At 63.5% G+C, this 16,172-nt stretch carries 14 protein-coding genes and 2 pseudogenes; 1 reads left to right on the forward strand and 15 read right to left on the reverse strand.

Annotation, left to right across the window (positions count from 1 at the left end):
• Nucleotide 1 precedes the first annotated feature (1 nt).
• From VL15_RS14915 to VL15_RS42700, 11 genes and pseudogenes are all read right to left on the reverse strand, one after another.
• Nucleotides 2–247: pseudogene (locus VL15_RS14915) on the reverse strand (hypothetical protein); the annotation flags it as partial.
• A 19-nt stretch (nt 248–266) separates the two neighbouring features.
• Nucleotides 267–1,244, reverse strand: coding sequence for a LysR family transcriptional regulator (locus VL15_RS14920; protein WP_048246400.1), 978 nt, complete (start codon nt 1,242–1,244; stop codon nt 267–269).
• Nucleotides 1,245–1,326: 82 nt separating this feature from the next.
• Complete coding sequence (locus VL15_RS14925) at nt 1,327–2,334, reverse strand: alpha/beta hydrolase (RefSeq protein ID WP_048246401.1); 1,008 nt, start codon at nt 2,332–2,334, stop codon at nt 1,327–1,329.
• Between the two features lie 20 nt (nt 2,335–2,354).
• A complete protein-coding gene (locus VL15_RS14930) occupies nt 2,355–3,248 on the reverse strand; it encodes an MBL fold metallo-hydrolase (protein ID WP_048246402.1) in 894 nt (297 codons plus the stop codon).
• A gap of 96 nt (nt 3,249–3,344) precedes the next feature.
• Nucleotides 3,345–3,569, reverse strand: coding sequence for a hypothetical protein (locus VL15_RS41980; RefSeq protein ID WP_155420221.1), 225 nt, complete (start codon nt 3,567–3,569; stop codon nt 3,345–3,347).
• A 1,023-nt stretch (nt 3,570–4,592) separates the two neighbouring features.
• Nucleotides 4,593–5,498, reverse strand: a complete 906-nt coding sequence (locus tag VL15_RS14935) for a hypothetical protein (RefSeq protein ID WP_048246403.1) — start codon at nt 5,496–5,498, stop codon at nt 4,593–4,595.
• Nucleotides 5,499–5,890: 392 nt separating this feature from the next.
• Entirely contained in the window at nt 5,891–7,270 is a 1,380-nt protein-coding gene (locus VL15_RS14940) for a DUF1173 domain-containing protein (RefSeq protein WP_048246404.1), read from the reverse strand.
• A gap of 15 nt (nt 7,271–7,285) precedes the next feature.
• Nucleotides 7,286–7,498: a hypothetical protein gene (locus VL15_RS14945; RefSeq protein ID WP_048246405.1), complete on the reverse strand. Its 213-nt coding sequence runs from the start codon at nt 7,496–7,498 to the stop codon at nt 7,286–7,288.
• 32 nt (nt 7,499–7,530) lie between these two features.
• Nucleotides 7,531–8,187 (reverse strand): hypothetical protein, encoded by a 657-nt coding sequence (locus tag VL15_RS14950; RefSeq protein ID WP_048246406.1) that lies wholly within the window; start codon nt 8,185–8,187, stop codon nt 7,531–7,533.
• A 285-nt stretch (nt 8,188–8,472) separates the two neighbouring features.
• Nucleotides 8,473–9,492, reverse strand: coding sequence for an IS110 family transposase (locus VL15_RS14955; protein WP_048246407.1), 1,020 nt, complete (start codon nt 9,490–9,492; stop codon nt 8,473–8,475).
• 136 nt (nt 9,493–9,628) lie between these two features.
• Nucleotides 9,629–13,162 carry a YadA family autotransporter adhesin gene (locus tag VL15_RS42700; RefSeq protein ID WP_230684453.1) on the reverse strand — a complete coding sequence of 1,178 codons (3,534 nt, stop codon included), beginning with the start codon at nt 13,160–13,162 and terminating at the stop codon, nt 9,629–9,631.
• Nucleotides 13,163–13,179: 17 nt separating this feature from the next.
• Between VL15_RS42700 and VL15_RS43175 the strand changes: the two genes are divergently transcribed.
• The gene (locus VL15_RS43175) at nt 13,180–13,827 is read left to right on the forward strand and encodes a hypothetical protein (RefSeq protein ID WP_230684465.1); all 648 of its coding nucleotides are present in this window, start codon (nt 13,180–13,182) and stop codon (nt 13,825–13,827) included.
• A 260-nt stretch (nt 13,828–14,087) separates the two neighbouring features.
• On the opposite strand, the pseudogene VL15_RS43805 reads toward VL15_RS43175, so the two are convergent.
• From VL15_RS43805 to VL15_RS14980, 4 genes and pseudogenes are all read right to left on the reverse strand, one after another.
• Nucleotides 14,088–14,471: pseudogene (locus VL15_RS43805) on the reverse strand (adhesin); the annotation flags it as partial.
• A gap of 162 nt (nt 14,472–14,633) precedes the next feature.
• Entirely contained in the window at nt 14,634–15,107 is a 474-nt protein-coding gene (locus tag VL15_RS14970) for a protein-disulfide reductase DsbD N-terminal domain-containing protein (RefSeq protein WP_048246409.1), read from the reverse strand.
• Nucleotides 15,104–15,526, reverse strand: a complete 423-nt coding sequence (locus VL15_RS14975) for a hypothetical protein (RefSeq protein WP_048246410.1) — start codon at nt 15,524–15,526, stop codon at nt 15,104–15,106. The genes VL15_RS14970 and VL15_RS14975 overlap by 4 nt, the downstream gene beginning before the upstream one ends.
• A 101-nt stretch (nt 15,527–15,627) precedes the next feature.
• Entirely contained in the window at nt 15,628–16,146 is a 519-nt protein-coding gene (locus VL15_RS14980; protein WP_048246411.1) for a hypothetical protein, read from the reverse strand.
• Between the last annotated feature and the right edge of the window lie 26 nt (nt 16,147–16,172).

The following is a 16,172-nucleotide window of genomic DNA, read 5'->3' on the forward strand; positions in this document are numbered from 1 at the left end:
ATCAACAAAACTCTCGTGCGGTCGTCGGCAGCGCTCCGAGTAGCTCGGTTCTGTCGACGAGCTTGCGCGCGATCAGGTGCCGCACCTTGCCGTCGGTCTGCCACACTCCATAGACGGCAAGCAGCGCGGCGCCGAGCGCCTCTTTCCGAAACTGTTCGACGAGCGCGACCCACAGGATCACGTTGACCTGGCCCGTCTCGTCCCCGAGCGTCATGAACATCGCGCCGTTGGCCGTGCCGGACCGTTGCGAGGATAGCCGTGGTGTCCTACGTACTGAAGGCGGCTTCGCGGACGGCAGGGTCGTCGGACGGACGGCCTTCGTCGAGTTTCGCGAGGAGCGGTTGTACCTGCTCGCGCAGCCATGCGGATGCAGGATCGCGGTCGGAATGCGTCGCCCATACCATCGAAATGGGGGCGACGGACAAATCGAGCGGGATGGGGCTCGACACCAGCCCCATCAGCGGCGCATAGCGGCGGATGATCCGCGACGGCAGCGTGGCGACGACCGGCGCATACATGACCGTTGCCAGCACGGTCAGGAATTCCGGTGCCGCCATCGTCATGTCGAGTTCCACACCCGCCGCGCGCAACGCCTCTTCCAGGCATCCACGAATGCTGGCGTTCTGCGACACGAGCGCGTGGCGTTGCGCCAGATAAAGCTCGCGGCCGATCGGCACCGGCAGGTCGAGCAGGTCGGGGTTGAAGCAGCACATCAACGACTGCTCGAACAGCAGTGCCCTGCGATGCCGTTCCACGCCGTCGCCGAAGCAGCCGATGCCGACATCAATGGCGCCGTCGTCGAGCAACCGGTGCACCTCGTCCGGTTGCGCCGGCCGCGCGAGCAGCCGGATGCCGGGCGCACATCGTTGTACGTGGGTGGTCAGGCACGGCATCAACAGCACTTCCATTTCGCTCGAAAAGCCGAGCGAAAAAGTCCGCTGCGCGGTTTCCGGACGAAACGTATCGCGCGAGGTAATGGTTTGCTGCGCCTGTTCGAGAATCCCGGCGATGGAGGCCGACAGCGCGATGGCTCGGGGCGTGGGCTTCATCACGTGGCCAACGCGAATGAATAGCTCGTCGTCCAGCAACATACGCAGCGTGCCGAGGTTGTGGCTCATCGCCGACTGCTGGATCTTCAGTCGGGCGGCCGCATTCGTGACGCTGCATTCGCGCATCAGCGCGTCGAAGGCGACCAGCAGGTTCAGGTCGAACGACCAGAGGTTGAAGTGATCGATGGACGACATGGCGCGGGCCGGTTCTCTATGCGATGCAAGGCATCATAGACCACCGGCAGGGACCGGCCAAACGGGTCGCAGGCCCGGCCCGCTAGCGCGCTGCCGTTTCCGGTTCGAAGGTCCGGTCGTAGAAATCCCGAATGGCGTTGAACGCGAGCAGCCGGTTCTTCTCCAGCAGGACCAGATGCGTGGCCTCGCCGATTTCTACCCACTGACGGTAGCATGCGTTCTTCAGTTCGAGAAACAGCGCCTGCGCGAGGTCGATCGGCACGTCGATGTCCCACTCGCCATGAACGAGCAGCACTGGCACGTGAATCTCCGAGGGTTCGTAGTATTTGCGTCCCGCGTGCCAGTAGTCGCGAATGTCCTGAATCGGGCCATTGGTCGCCCGCATGCGATCCAGTGTCCGCTCGCGGCTCCACGGATCCTCGGCCAGCGTGAAGTCCGCCCATTGCTCGAACCAGCCTTCGGGCACGAGGCTCGCGCGTGCATGTTCCGGTGCGGTGCCGAGCCAGCGGGCCTTGCTTTCCCGCACCGGCACGAGCCGGTAGGCGTCGAGCGGGCCACCGGTATCGATCGGAACCGGCCTGTCGCTCAGCCACTGCGGCGCGAGCAACGCCAGCTTGTGGACCTTGTCGTTGTTGCGGCTCGTGTACGCGCCGGCGACCGTGCCGCCCCACGACATGCCGAACAGGCAGACCTTCTCCAGTGACCGCCGTTCGAGCACATGGTCGATCACCGTGCCGAGATCGACCACGCCGGTGTCGGTGTTGACGAGCGGCCAGTTTTCGCCGGCCGTCCGCTCCATTTCCGGCGGCCGTGTCGAAAGGCCGTAGCCGCGCACGTCGAGCGCGTACACGTCGTACCCCGCTACCGCGAGAAAGTCGATGAACGACGTGCCGTTGAACGGCAGGTCGTAGAGGCTGCCCGACGAAAAGGTTGCGCCGTGCACCATCACGATCGTGCGTTCGGGACCGAAGCGGGTCGCCGACGCCTGGCGCTTGTTGCGGACGTAGAGTTCGATGCCGGGCGTGCCGGTTTTCACGCGCAGTTCGTCGAATGCGATGGGGGTTCCGTTCACCACAGAGGTCTGGCTCATGAAAGTCTCTCCCGTGCCGCTCATTCGTAATGCCACGCGAAGCGGTCGTCCTGACGGGTGACGTAGCCGGCGGACGTTTCCGCGAAGTGCGGGGTGAAGAGCAGCTGACGGCGTTCGGCGGCCTCTTCGAGCACCCAGCGGCGCGATGCGCGCGCGTCGTCCTGCCATTCGCAGAACACGGAGTTCCAGTCCGGCCGCCACACCTGCAACGGGTGGTGCATCACGTCGCCGGTGAAGAGCGCGATGTGCCCGTTCGAGCGCAGTTCGATCGACATGTGGCCGATGCTGTGGCCCTTCGTCGAATGGAACCTGAAATGGTCGAGATAATCGCCGCCGTCATTCGGGATGCGTTCGACCTGCCCGGACTCAATGATCGGCAACACGCTGTCCTCGAATACGCCGCGGCTCGGCACGTTCACCTCGTTGTGGCTGGCCGGGCTGCTGTAATAGTCCTCCTCGGCCTTCGAGAATACGTGGCGCGCGTTCGGAAACGTCGGCACCCAGCGGCCGTCGACGAGACGGGTGTTCCACCCGCAGTGATCGACGTGCAGATGCGTGTGCAGCACGTAGTCGACGTCCTCCGGCCGCACGCCGGCGGCGACCAGGCGCTGCAGGTACGGCGTCTTGAGCTGGTGGCACACCTGGAACTGAGGCCGTTCCTTGTAGTTGCCCGTGCCGGTGTCGATCAGGATCGTGTGGTGCGGCGTGCGGACGAGCCAGCTATGGATGCTTTGGATCAGGTTGCCGGTGGTCGCGTCCATGTTCGACGGCGTTAGCCAGGGCAGGTTGCGGCCCAGCTCCTCCGGCTCCCAGGCCGGGTACAGGAAAGACGGCGAGGCGCCGTTGAGGCGGACTTCCTCGATCTTGGTGACAGTGACGTCGCCGAGCCGATAGATCTTGTTGGTGTGCATCATTATTTGCATCTCGCTGTGGCTGGAAACTGGCCATCAGTCTAGGATTTCGGCATCAATTGAACAAATCGATTCAGATAATTCGCCCAATCTATGTTTTCAATCGAAGTTCTCCTCGCCTAATCCGCTGCTCGCATTCGATTGCTGGTGGCGAACGTGAGGCTGGTCCGTAAGCTGAACCTGAAGTTCGAGTCCCGCAGGCCGCTCGCCGCTGCCTTCCGGTACCAGTTGCGACCACGAACGACTCTGCTGTTCCAGATCGCACAGGAACCGGTTGATGGCCGAACGCTGTTGCTGGCGCAATCCCTGAGGCAGCCCATTCATCAGCGCGATGTGCTCGGGCCGCGTCGGCCTAACCCAGAGTCGCCGCGCAGGGGTACGCGAAGTTGTGTTGGAGTCGGAGGACAGCGACGACGACGCAGGATACGGAGCCGTCCTGGCGTTGTGCCGTGCCGCGCTGCGGCCCACCTGAAGATGACTATGTTGCGGTTGCACCAGCGTGCAACGGCTGCTGAGCCTGTATGCCGACTGAGCTTGATGAATACAGCGATGCACTGCCGGAGGTGAGCGACTGACTATGAACGGAATCACCCGACGGCAAAGGGAGGCCCGAGAAATCCTGTGGATTACGTTGCTGTATCAAGGCAGCCGTCGGTTGCTATGCAGAGAATTCCAAGCGATGCGACTCACGACAGACGTGGTATCGTGGTGCCCGTACTCGCGGTAGTTGGCTTCAATCTTAGCCAAGTTAGGGCATCGCGCTACCATGAAGCGCGGATGAAATTCACAGGGGTTGGTCGACGTTGTGGATGGCCCCGCTTCTTGTAGACCGGACGTATGCAGTGGCAGGGCGCATTGTCGAAGGGTTTCGCGCGACTGGTTGTTAGTTGCATATTGAATGTACCTCCCTCTCTGCAAGCTCAACGGGCGTCGGTCGTAGATATCGATTGCAGGCAGCCGGGCGCTGGTTCAACGCGCCGTTAGCGGTGCGGCGGCCAACGGCCGCTGCGGCGCTTACGGCCTGCCGAAGGGTAGCGCGTGCGGTTCGATGGGGTTTCCCCGGCAAGCGGGCAAGGTCCGCGTGAAGCCGCGGCTTGCCGCGGGTCGATATGGGGTATAGGTAGAGATAGGTTCTGATTAAGTCCCGACACTTAATGGCAAGCCGTCCCGACAGTTAAATGCACTTATTCACAGCTGTGGACGGCTGAGCGGCGACACGGCGCGACATCCGGGGCCGCAAACCCGCCAATCCAACACAAAACGCCAGCGACAGGTGGCACTACCCTGGATCCGCGCGAGCACCGTCTTCGCAGCAGCGATGGGAAGAGAGGGAGAATCGCCTAGATGCTAGGCGGGTGGAGCGAGCTGGTTGCGCGCGACGCGGAAACACCGGTCGCGATCCCAGTCGGGATAGGTGGCATTGAGTTCGCCGGCGCGGATCATGACCGCGCGCTCGAGCTCGGAGCGCCGATCGCTCTCGGAAAGCATGCCCCGGGCGGCAGCCTTCGCCTGTGCGGCCGCCAGTTTGTCAGTGAGCTGAGTCAGCAGCTGGCCAGCGCCAGCACCGATCTTCCGCTCGCGTTTTCGCGCGGCGTCGCGCCGGCGTTGCGCACGCAGGTGGGCACGCAGGTGGGCACGCGTGCGCTCGTGCCGTAGCCACTTACCGAGACCGAATTGTTCGAACAGCGCCGGCGTAATGTACCGAATCGCTGCCAGCCCGCGATAGCGAGGCCCTTCGTCACTGATCTCCACCTCGCACTGCGGCCGGCTCTTCACCAGTCGTGCCGTAACAAGGTCGCGCAGCGCGCGCTCGGCTCGCCGCACGGACAGGCCCGCCTGCTCCGCCAGGTAGGGCAGTGTGAAATCCACCCAGCCGCCCTGCGCCGGGACGGCGATGCGCAACGTCGAGACGTCACAGAATTTGACGAGCGCTCGTACCAACTGCACACAGGCAACGCGGCGTTCGCTGCGCTGCTGGCGGCGGCTCCCGTTCGCAGCGTTCAGGGCTGGCAACCAGGCCTGCGGCGTGTCGAGATAGCGCCCGAGGCGCAGCCTCAACTCGCGCAGCAGGCGGGGGCTATTCGCCGGCGCCGGGCACGGGATGTCGGCCGGCCAAACGCGGTCTGGCAGCGCTGCGCGCCGGATCGGCGCGCGCGTGCCTGCAGCCATCCAGTCGTCGATGGCGGCCGAGCGAGTCGGAATCAGCGGTGCGTTCGCCAAGATGGGCGACGTACCGTGAATCGGGCGCGTCACGAGCTGGCTCAGTCCGTCTCCATGCCTCTCGGATTCTGGATTTCCGGTGCGACGCGATCCGCTACCGTGGAGCGGCGCGGTATCGACGCGGCTTCTGATTTCAACGTCCCACTCGCAATGCGGCCAATCTTGTTCTGTTTCATCATCTGATGTGCTGATTCGTGAAGTTGGTGTCACATAGATGACGCTTGACAGTGCCTACTTCTGTTCTAGAATCCGAGTTCATTCTTGTGATGTCTGCGGCTCTGAAGGTCTCTGTCGTACGTCATCTTGTCCACGCCCCGATTGCGCTCGGGGCGTTTTTTTTGGTCTGCCTGCTCACCTCTCCGTAGAAGTAGGGCGGTACACAACATTCCTCAACAATCGCTGGCAGTCCAGTATAACTGTTGCGCTCACAACCAGTTTGCCGGCCGATCTTCGTCGGAATAGGGAGGTTCGTCGTCGAGCATGGGTAGCGGCTCAACGTCGATCGGGGGCTCGTCAAACACCAGCACCGTCGCCGGTGCTGGTGCTGGTGCTGGTGCTGGTGCTGGTGCTGGTGTCGGCGGCCGCGGACGGTTTGTGGATGCGCGTGCCGCATCGTAGGCCGTCAGGGGAAGCGGGGGCATCGCCTCTACTCCCGGTCGCCAGATCCACGCATCGAGCTCCGACTCGGCGATGAGCACGTCCAACTCAGCCTGGTAACCCGACAAGGCGTCGGCCGGGACGACATAGAGTGCCGTACCGCGTTCGGCATCGGTCAGCAACGCCGTGGCGATGGGATGCTTCGCAGTCTGGTTGTACCGAAGGCATTTTTGGTACCGCCGCTTGGCCAATGTCTTCAGCAGCGTGTTATCGGCGAGCGTTTCGAAGGGGATCCACGAATCGGTGGTCAACATCATCGAGACTTCTTGCACGGTGGCGATGCCCGTCGACGACAGGCTCACAGTTGCGATGACCATGAGATGCGTGCCGTCCGTGGCCGACCAGATCTCGAGCTCCGGTGCGAAGACCTTCTCGATCCGCTTCTTGGTCTTCTCGTCGACCATCAGGCCGTAGTCGGGAAGATGCTTGATGACCAGCTTGAAACCAAAGCGCGCCGTGGTGATTTCCTTGAGCTCGCCGATCACCAGCACGAAGTGCGGCTTACCGGACTCGGAAACGGAGATGCGGGCGAGATGCTCGGTGCGCCGCTGCGCGATCAGGTCCTTCTGGTCGCCGACGAATATTTCCGGGACGTACAGCATGTCCTCGAGGCTCATCTTCTTCGCGTTCTTGCCGGCGGCCGCCAACAGCAGGTATTTGCGCACCACGGACCAATTGCGCTTGCCGGACATCGCCGGCGACCAGCGATTCAGGCCTGCCTGTTCCCAGAGGTAATGCAGCAAGCCACGCAGCGTCAGCTTCTTGCCGTCAGCCTTGATGCTGTCGGGCTCGTTGTCTGACGGCTCCGGCATCTCGCGAGCGGCACCTTTCGCCAACGCGAAGCCGATCTTGAGCGTCACCTCACCGGATTCCGGATCCTCGACGATCGCCGAGCCGTCGACATCACCGAAGCCGCTCAGGCCCGGCGGCGCCTCGTACGAGTCGCAGCCGATCTTGTGTTTCGCGCCGGTGCCAGGCATGCGCTTCACCTGGAATCGCCCCTCGAAGCGCGCGATATACATTGGGATCCGCGGGTTCGAGCACATACACAGCGGCCGTGTCTTCGCCTCGTGCGCGGCCGGCAGCTTCGCGAGGAAGCTGTTGCTGGCCGCGTCGTATTCCTGCCCGTCCAATTCAAATTCCTGCATGGCAGATCTCCTTTTTCAGACGGTGGCCGACCGCTTGGCCGAGCCACGGGAGGACGCGTTCGCACGGGGCGCCGTAGCATCGCGAACATCGAGTCCGCGCGCGCGAGCCTCGATAAGCAACTGGACCAGCTCCTCGGCCTCATCGGCCGTCATGTCGCCAGCGATCGCGGCCGACACGATGCTGCGGGCGGTCACGGGTTTGCCACTTCGAAATACCTGGTCGGTCATGAGATTGCTCCTGGTTCGGGGAAAAGGGCAGGTCAGTCGCTGTCAGGCGGCGTATCGCCGAAGACGGTGCCGAGCGCGATTGCGCTGAGCAGTTCACGGGCGTAGGTGATCGACGGAATGGCCTCGCCAAAATAGGCATCGACGCCATATGGGTTCGTACACCAGAGGCCTTCGTCGCTGACGTAGCTGAAGGCATGGCCGTTGACTTCGACCGAGCCGCCCGCGGCCAGCGCTTGCACGAAGGCGTCGGGCGTCGGCAGATCAAGTGCAGCCCAATCGCCGGCGGCAATTGCTGCTTTCGTCGCATCGCGGCGCTCGGCAGTAACTCGCTCGCGTTCCAACTCGGCTTCGGCCTGCGCCGATGCTTCTTTTTCGTCGGCCAGGTTGAGCTGCGTCACGTTGACCTCGTGTTCGAAGGCGTCCCGCAACATGGGCACGTCAGCGAGCAACTGCAAGCAGCCGAGATCGTCGGCACCGACCAGGACGAGATCTCGGCCAAGATCCCTTGCCCGATAACGCGCGCGCTTCAGGAGTTCGTCTCGAGCGTCAGATCGTTCGTCGGTGGTGCAAATCGCCATCGCGTAATCGATGCGGGCCTGCAGGGCGCGCGCGAAAGCGACCGGCACGTCTGGATTGGGTAAACCGGCGGCGGTCGCCACGTCCAGTCGAGAGAGGTGGTTCGAATCCATGGTGGTCTATATGAACGCGTCCCGTTTGCAACAGTTTTCGTGTGTTCAGACTGACAGGATGGGCTGCAGCTCTATATCCGGCCTTCTTGCAGCCGGTATTGCCGCTGCGGGCCCCTATGAAATTCGCTGACTCGCACCTCATTCTCCGTAAGAGCTCGAAGCTCCTACCACCATTCAGGTTTAGCGAGTCCCGGTCCTACCTGATTCGTCATCACACTCGATTGCTGCGCAACCTTTCGACATTCACCCTGTGTTAAACGTTGATCTTCTACTTCGCGTATCCGATCAGGCTGGTTTCACGCTCACGTAGTCCTTCCGGTACGGCCGCTCATGGGCGAGCACCGCCCAGATCGTTCGCGCCATCTTGTTGGCCAATGCGACGATCACCACATTCGGCGGTCGCCGCTTCTTCATCTGCTCGACCCACTCTCCGGGTTCTTTCGCATGTGCCAGCACGCTTCGTGCGCCGTGGATCAGTAGCGTGCGCAGATACGTGTCGCCCCTCTTGCTGATCCCGTGCAGGTTCACCTTGCCGCCCGAGCCGGTCTGCTTCGGCACTAACCCGGCCCACGCCGCGAACTCCCGCCCCGAACTGAACGCCTTCGGGTCGCCCATCATTGCTACCGCTGCCGTGGCTGTCAGCAAACCTACGCCGGGTATCTCGCTAATCGCCTTCACTGCCTTGTCTTCCTTCTTCCATTCGCGCATCCGGCGTTCGATTTCCGCGATCTGTTCGTCGAGCTTTGCCAACCCGTTCCATTGCTCGCGCAACGTATCGATCAGTGCCGCTGGCAAGCGCTCTGCGATTCGGCCGAGCGCAGTCGGTATTTCCGTGTCCAGCTTCGCTCGTCCCTTGCTCATCACCTCGCCGTATTCGGTCAGCAAGCCACGCAGCCCATTGATCTGCATCGTGCGGAACTTCACCAACTGCTCGCGCATCCGGTGCAGCGCCAGCATCGCCTGCTGCATCTCGGTCTTCACTGCCACCGGCTTGCTCGGCTGCTGTACCGCCAGCCAGATCGCCCGGGCATCCGCCGCGTCGTTCTTGTTCCGGATGTTGAACGCCTTCACGAACTCGGCCGGCATCAGCCTGATCTCATGACCCATCTGCGTGAGTTGCCGAGCCCAGTGGTGGGCTCCACCACATGCTTCCATCCCGATCAGGCAGGCCGCACGGTTCGCGAAGTGCTCCAAAAATTTCTCCCGTTTGATCGCCTTGTTCACGATCTCGCCGGTTTCCCGGTCAACGTAATGCACTTGGAATACTCGCTTGGCGATGTCGACACCTACGGCCATACTGTTCATCGTGGATCCTCCGGTTGCCAGAAAATGCGTGCATTTTCTACCTGGGCACATCGATGCCGTTGGCCCGTGAGGATCCACCCTCATTCTTCGCTCACTCGGTCACGGGGTGGGACGCGTTCATTTCAATTCTCCTTGATTACCAGACGAAGCCAGCGCCTACGCCAGCGGCCACGGTGCCGCGTGTATCGGTCGAGCCGTTTGCCTTCAGAATCCAGTGGCCTGCGTAGGTCGAAATGCCGAGGGCCATCGCGGACTGCCCTGCGTATGTCCCTCCCCCGATCGCCACCATGCTTTTCCCGGGTGCTGGCGCCTGGGGCAGACTGGCGATCGCGACTGCCGCAGCGATGCCTCCGTTGGCGTCGCGCCGGTCGTGTTCGATGCGGTTGCTTAGGCTCGTCACGGAGTCGTTCAACTGCTGCACATTGACGGCATCGGTCGGTGCCGTGCCAGCCGAGACGTTGGCGAGCGTTCGCGTCATACCCGTCACCGCATTGCCGATCGACACCGAGTCATCGCGATCGGCCACCGAGCCGGCGCCAAGCGCAACCGCATTGACGCCGGTGGCGGCGGCTGCGCTGCCAACGGCGACCGAAGCGGCGCCTGGCGTCGATGCACCCAGGCCGAGTGCGACGCTACGATCGCCAGCGGCCACCGCACTGCTGCCGACCGCCATGGCATCCGTCCCGGTTGCGAGGGAGCCGGAGCCGGTGCTGTTGAAGGCGGCATATTTGAGGCTTCCCTGACCGGGCTCGGGTTGGCTCTGACTGAACCTCGACGGCAGGATGGCGCCGAGCCTGGAGGAAAGGGCGTTAATCGCGCTGGTGTTGGCGGCGACGGTTGCATTGGTTGCGAAGAGCTGGGCACCGTTCACCGCGTCGGTACTGGCCGCGGATAACGCACCGGGCGCCAGGTTGTGAATCGAGACGGCGGCGCCGGCACCGATACCTCCAAGCGTCACACTGAGCTTGGTGGGGTCGTCGTAGGACAACGCGTTGCCGGCAATCGTATTGACCGTACCGATGACCTGATTCAGCTGGCCGACGTTCACCGCATCCGTGACGTTGATACCAGTTGCCACGCCGGAGATGCGGCGCGCGCCGGCGATGCCACTTACGTCGATGTTGGTTCCACCAGTGGCGGCGCCGATCGTAATGACGCCGGCGCTCGAGCCGCCGCGTTGTTGGACGAGCCCGACTGTGCCCGCCGCGAGCTGGCCAGCCAAGGCGGAAACGCTCTGGTTGGTCGCATAGAGCTGGCGCCCCGAAACTGCATCGGTGCTGGTCGCGGTCAGGTTCGCGTCGGCGACGTTGGTCAAGGTGACGGGCGCACCTGCTGCGCCGAAGGTGACGCGCGTATGCGAGGCATCGTCGTAAGCGACCGCGCTCGCGCCGATCGCGCCGGTCTGAGCCGCCACGCCTTGCAACTGCTGCAGGTTGACCGCGTCGGTGGCGTCGGTGCCGGCGGCCACGCCCTTGACCTGGCGCGCGCCCGCGGTTCCGGCTACATCAAGGGCAGTGCCGCCGGTGCTGGCGCCGATCGTGATCGTGCCAGTGCTGGCGCCCCCGGCTTGCTGCAGCAGACCGATAGTGCCGCTCGCCAGTCCCGACTGCAGCGCGGCAAGCGTCGCGCCACTGCTGGCCGCGCTGGTGGACAGCGACGACACGGCGATGCCCGTCGACGTCGACAGCGTCGCGATCGAAACGGTGTTGTTGCTGATCGCCTGTTCGGCGACATAGAGCTGCCGGCCAGCCACGGCGTCCGTGCTGGTGGCCGTCAATGCAGCGTCGGCGACGTTCGTGAGCACGACGGGCGATCGACCACCGGGTGCGCCAAGGGTGATATGCGAATGCGTCGCGTCGTCGTAGGAAACCGCGCCGGCGCCGACCGCGCCCACTGCGGCCGTCACACCCTGCAGCTGCTGCAGGTTGACCGCGTCGGTGGAGTCGGTGCCAGCGGCCACGCCCTTGACCTGGCGCGAGCCCGCCGTGCCGGCAACGTCGAGCACAGTGCCGGCGGTGGCGGCGCCGACGGTGATCGTGCCGGTGCTCGCACCACCGGATTGCTGAACCAACCCGACGGTCCCGACTGTCAGGCTGGACGCGAGAGCCGACACGCTGACGTTGGTTGAGGACAAGCCCGTCGAAAGCGAGGACGTGGCCGCCTGCGTCGAAGTGGACAGGGCTGCGATCGCACCCGTGTTGGCGCTCGTCGCCTGCTGCGCAGCATAGAGCTGCCGACCGGTGACGGCGTCGGTGCTGCTCGCACTCAGGGCCCCGTCCGCTAGGTTGGTCAGTGTCACGGGCGCACCTACTACGCCGAAGGTAACGCGTGTATGCGAGGCATCATCGTAGACGACTGCGCTCGAACCGATCGCACCCGTCTGAGCCGCCACGCCCTGCAGCTGCTGCAGGTTGACCGCGTCGCTGGCGTCAGTGCCAGCAGCCACGCCCTTGACCTGGCGCGCGCCCGCCGTGCCGGCAACGTCGAGCACAGTGCCGGCGGTGGTGGCGCCGACGGTGATCGTGCCGGTGCTCGCACCACCGGATTGCTGAACCAGCCCGACGATCCCGGCTGTCAGGCTGGACGCAAGACCCGACACGCTGACGTTAGTTGAAGACAAGCCCGTCGACAGAAACGAGAGAGATGCGGTCGTGCTGGCCGAGAGGCTCGCGATCGAGGTGACGTTATTGGCGACGCCCGTCGAAAGCGAGGACGTGGCCGCCTGCGTCGAAATGGACAAGGCGGCGATCGCGCCCGTGTTGGCGATCGTTGCCTGCTGCGCAGCATAGAGCTGCCGACCGGTGACGGCGTCGGTGCTGCTCGCGCTCAGGGCCCCGTCCGCTAGGTTGGTCAGTGTCACGGGCGCACCTACTACACCGAAGGTAACGCGTGTATGCGAGGCATCATCGTAGGCGACTGCGCTCGAGCCGATCGCACCCGTCTGAGCCGCCACGCCCTGCAGCTGCTGCAGGTTGACCGCATCGGTGGCATCAGTGCCAGCAGCCACGCCCTTGACCTGGCGCGCGCCCGCTGTGCCTGCGACGTCGAGTGCGGTGCCGCCAGTGCCGGCGCCGACCGTGATCGTGCCGGTGCTGGCGCCGCCGGTTTGCTGAACCAGGCCGACAGTCCCAGCGGCCAGACCGGACTGGAGTGCCGAGAGTGCCGCGCCGTCATCGGCGAGGCCCGTCGAAAGAGATGCGATCGACCGGCTCGTCGTCGTGGACAGCGATGTGATCGACTGATTGGTGCTGGCCGAAAGCGTGGTGATCGCGCTCGCCGTACCTGTGGACAGGCTACCGATTGTTTGGGCAGTTGACGTCGACAGGGATGCGAACCCGGCGGCCGTGTTGGTGGACAGGCTCGCGACCGTCGTGTCGATGCCGGCCAGACCGGTAGAGAGCGAGCCGATGCCAGAGGCCGTACTACTCGATAGGCTCGTGATGCTCGCCGTGTTGCTCCCGATGCCGGTCGAGAGCGATGTGACCGACTGCGCCGTATTGGTCGACAGCGCGGCGATCGAGCTGGCCGTACCCGTGGACAGGCTACCGATCGTTTGGGCAGTCGACGTCGACAGGGACGCGAACCCACCCGCCGTGGTGGTGGACAAGCTCGCGACCGTCGTGCCAATGCCGGCCAGACCGGTAGAGAGCGAGCCGATGCCAGAAGCCATACCACTCGATAGGCATCGTGATGCTCGCCGTGTTGCTCCCGATGCCGGTCGAGAGCGATGTGACCGACTGCGCTGTATTGGTCGACAGCGTGGCAATCGAGCTGGCCGTACCCGTGGACAGGCTACCGATCGTTTGGGCAGTCGACGTCGACAGGGACGCGAACCCATCCGCCGTGGTGGTGGACAAGCTCGCGACCGTCGTGTCAATGCCGGCCAGACCGGTTGAGAGCGAGCCGATGCCAGAGGCCGTACCACTCGATAGACTCGTGATACTCGCCGTGTTGCTCCCGATGCCGGTCGAGAGCGATGTGACCGACTGCGACGTATTTGTCGACAGCGTGGCGATCGAGCTGGCCATACCCGTGGAAAGGCTACCGATCGTTTGGGCAGTCAACGTCGACAGGGACGCGAACCCACCCACCGTGCTGGTGGACAAGTTCGCGACCGTCGTGTCGATGCCGACCAGGCCGGTTGAGAGCGAGCCGATACCAGAGGCCGTGCCGCTCGACAGGGTCGTGATACTCGCGTTGTTCGTTGCCACCCCTGTCGACAGCGACGCGACGGATTGTGCAGCCGTCGTGGACAGCGCGGCGAGCCCGGTGGATATGCCGGCGATGCCGGTTACGTTGTTGGCGGTCGTAGTCGACAGTGAATTTACTGACTGACTGGTCGACGTCGAGAGGCTGCCGACTGCCTGACCCATCTGATAAAGCTCGGACCCGTTAACGGCGTCGAGACTCGTTGCGCTAACGGCGCCAGCGGCGACATTGGTGAGTTGCCTCGGACTTTGCGGCGCGCCAAAGCTCACCACGCCGTTGGAGGTTGACCCCGCCACCGAGTAGTTCTGGCCAGCGATGCCGATGCTATTGAACGGGTGCGCCGCCCCCGTGATCGATCCCGAGCCTATTGCTACATCCTGCGGGTTACTCGCGACCGCGCCATTGCCGATCGCGACAGAACCGTCACCTGCGGCCACAGCAGCAGGCCCCATCGCAGTTGCATTTGCACCGGCCACTGTCGTGTTTCCGATGGCCACCGCATTCGTCTGTCCCGTGCTGGATGTACCGAGTACGATCGAATCAGCGCCGACCGCGGTCGACGTGTAACCAAAACTCAACGCACGCGCACCGACAGAGGTGACCGCCGTCCCGATGGCCACGGAAAAATCACCAATGGCGACCGCATTATTCCCTTCTGAGATCGCTCCCCCGCCAGCCGTTTGCGCAAGCACCTCGCCGGACATCGATGCGAGTGCAGCGGCAATCGCGATCGAAATTCCAGTTGGTGTGGGTCTGCTCCTGATTTTCATTACAATCCCCGCTCAACATCGAGATCCCGGACTACGGGACGGTTACACCTGCGCTCGCGCAGGGCCTGGAACCCTCTGTTCCTGTCCTCCGCCAAGATTCCGGGAACAGAGGGGAGTTTTTTCAGCAGCATCAGCGGCGCTCCGGCGCAGACAGTGCGGCCGTCATCGCGAGACCTCGGGCTGGGCGAGCAGCGCAGCGGCAATCACCGGAAAGGTCCGCTGCATCGGCGGGTAGCAGATCTGGTTGATTGCACAGCCTTGGTAGGTCACGGTGAGACCGAACATGTCGTGAGCATTGACCGGCACACGCAACCTCACTTCGTGCTCGAACACCTCCACCGGATGCCCCGCGCTCGGATCGGCTACGACCTTGCCGGCGCCTCGCTGGATCTCACCGAGGTGCGCCCGGCCGTCATCACTCACGACCCGAAATCGATCGCCGTAAAGACGGTAGCCATCGGCGATCGAGAAGTGGAGGACAACCGCGCCACGCTCTTCAGTCATGCGAACGCGGAACGCTTGATCCGGCGATAGAAATTGTTGGGCGTGCGCCGGGTGCGAGCCGAAAACACTCAGCATGCAAGCGAGCAACGCACATGCGACGAAATGGAGTGCAGCGCGAACGGAAACCGTCATCGAGCACCTCTCTGCTTCCATGCAAATTCGGCCCAGACGAGGCCATGCAAGACCGGCAGCACGGCCACGCTCCAGAGGTACAGCGTTGCTCCGTCCACCATCCCATCGAAACACACGTCGAAGACTGTATTGGCCAGAGCGACCGACAGCGAATGCGAGTTCCAAACGATGACGATCATCACCACCACGCAAAGCAGACCGACACACAGGCCGAAGTCGCGCAAGCCGCCTTGTGCTCGACGTAGCCCGCTCCACGATCCACGTTGAGTGCATGCCAAACGCACCGCCGGCAAGAAAAACGTTGCGGTCACAAACGTGCCGACAAACAGCGGTTCGGCGCTGTTCCAGAAACCGAGCGCATCCAAGGAGGCGATCGGTGCAATCAGCAACAAAGTACTGAGCGCCAGCACGACGAGCATCACTCGCACATGACGAGGATGAACTGGATGGCGACGGGGAGGCGTACGCATACTGGTTTCTCCCTTACACGCTGGGCATTTTTCGGAATACATCGTGGTGGTCACTTCTCGGATCGGCTGACCAGATAGCGCAGCGCGTCTTGATTGCCAGCAGCCGCGGCTCGCCGCATCAGTTGCATGCCGTCGTTTCGATCCGGATCAACTGGTGCCAGCGAGTGATCAGCAGTGGCCGCGTGTTTTTGCAGACGCATGCGGGCGATCAGGTACATGGCGGTCGGCTCGCCGGCGTCCGACTCTGCCTGCAGCAAGCCCGGATAGTCGCGATGGAAGTGAACCGCGAGCCAAGTAGCGGCCGCACGGTTTCCGTCCTTCATCGCGGTCTCCATCGCCGGCCGCATGTCGAGGTTGTCCCTCGAGCGAGCCCAGTCCTGCAGCGGGCCGTTCTGGCCGGTGATGGCGAACATGCAAAGCACGATTGCCAAAGCAAACGCCAGCGACTTGAGCGTGCGCCGCGCCGCGGGATCGGGATTCGGATTGGTGAGGATTAGGGTGCCCTCAGGCCACACAATCGACGCAGCAGCTTTCCGTCGCTCAATGAGAGATGCACGATGTTGGTTCATCCTTGGTGCCTCTGCAGATATGCAAT

Source organism: Burkholderia cepacia (genome assembly GCF_001039005.1).
GTDB classification, from domain to species: Bacteria; Pseudomonadota; Gammaproteobacteria; order Burkholderiales; family Burkholderiaceae; genus Burkholderia; species Burkholderia theae.

Excerpts from the sequence above, each read along its gene's own strand:
- VL15_RS14945 (WP_048246405.1), bottom strand. The coding sequence starts at position 7,498 with ATGACCGACCAGGTATTTCGAAGTGGCAAACCCGTGACCGCCCGCAGC.
- VL15_RS14930 (WP_048246402.1), bottom strand. The coding sequence starts at position 3,248 with ATGATGCACACCAACAAGATCTATCGGCTCGGCGACGTCACTGTCACC.
- VL15_RS14925 (WP_048246401.1), bottom strand. The coding sequence starts at position 2,334 with ATGAGCCAGACCTCTGTGGTGAACGGAACCCCCATCGCATTCGACGAA.
- VL15_RS42700 (WP_230684453.1), bottom strand. The coding sequence starts at position 13,162 with ATGGCTTCTGGCATCGGCTCGCTCTCTACCGGTCTGGCCGGCATTGGC.
- VL15_RS14950 (WP_048246406.1), bottom strand. The coding sequence starts at position 8,187 with ATGGATTCGAACCACCTCTCTCGACTGGACGTGGCGACCGCCGCCGGT.
- VL15_RS41980 (WP_155420221.1), bottom strand. The coding sequence starts at position 3,569 with ATGAATGGGCTGCCTCAGGGATTGCGCCAGCAACAGCGTTCGGCCATC.
- VL15_RS14955 (WP_048246407.1), bottom strand. The coding sequence starts at position 9,492 with ATGAACAGTATGGCCGTAGGTGTCGACATCGCCAAGCGAGTATTCCAA.
- VL15_RS14920 (WP_048246400.1), bottom strand. The coding sequence starts at position 1,244 with ATGTCGTCCATCGATCACTTCAACCTCTGGTCGTTCGACCTGAACCTG.
- VL15_RS14975 (WP_048246410.1), bottom strand. The coding sequence starts at position 15,526 with ATGCTCGTCGTGCTGGCGCTCAGTACTTTGTTGCTGATTGCACCGATC.
- VL15_RS14970 (WP_048246409.1), bottom strand. The coding sequence starts at position 15,107 with ATGACGGTTTCCGTTCGCGCTGCACTCCATTTCGTCGCATGTGCGTTG.
- VL15_RS14980 (WP_048246411.1), bottom strand. The coding sequence starts at position 16,146 with ATGAACCAACATCGTGCATCTCTCATTGAGCGACGGAAAGCTGCTGCG.
- VL15_RS14940 (WP_048246404.1), bottom strand. The coding sequence starts at position 7,270 with ATGCAGGAATTTGAATTGGACGGGCAGGAATACGACGCGGCCAGCAAC.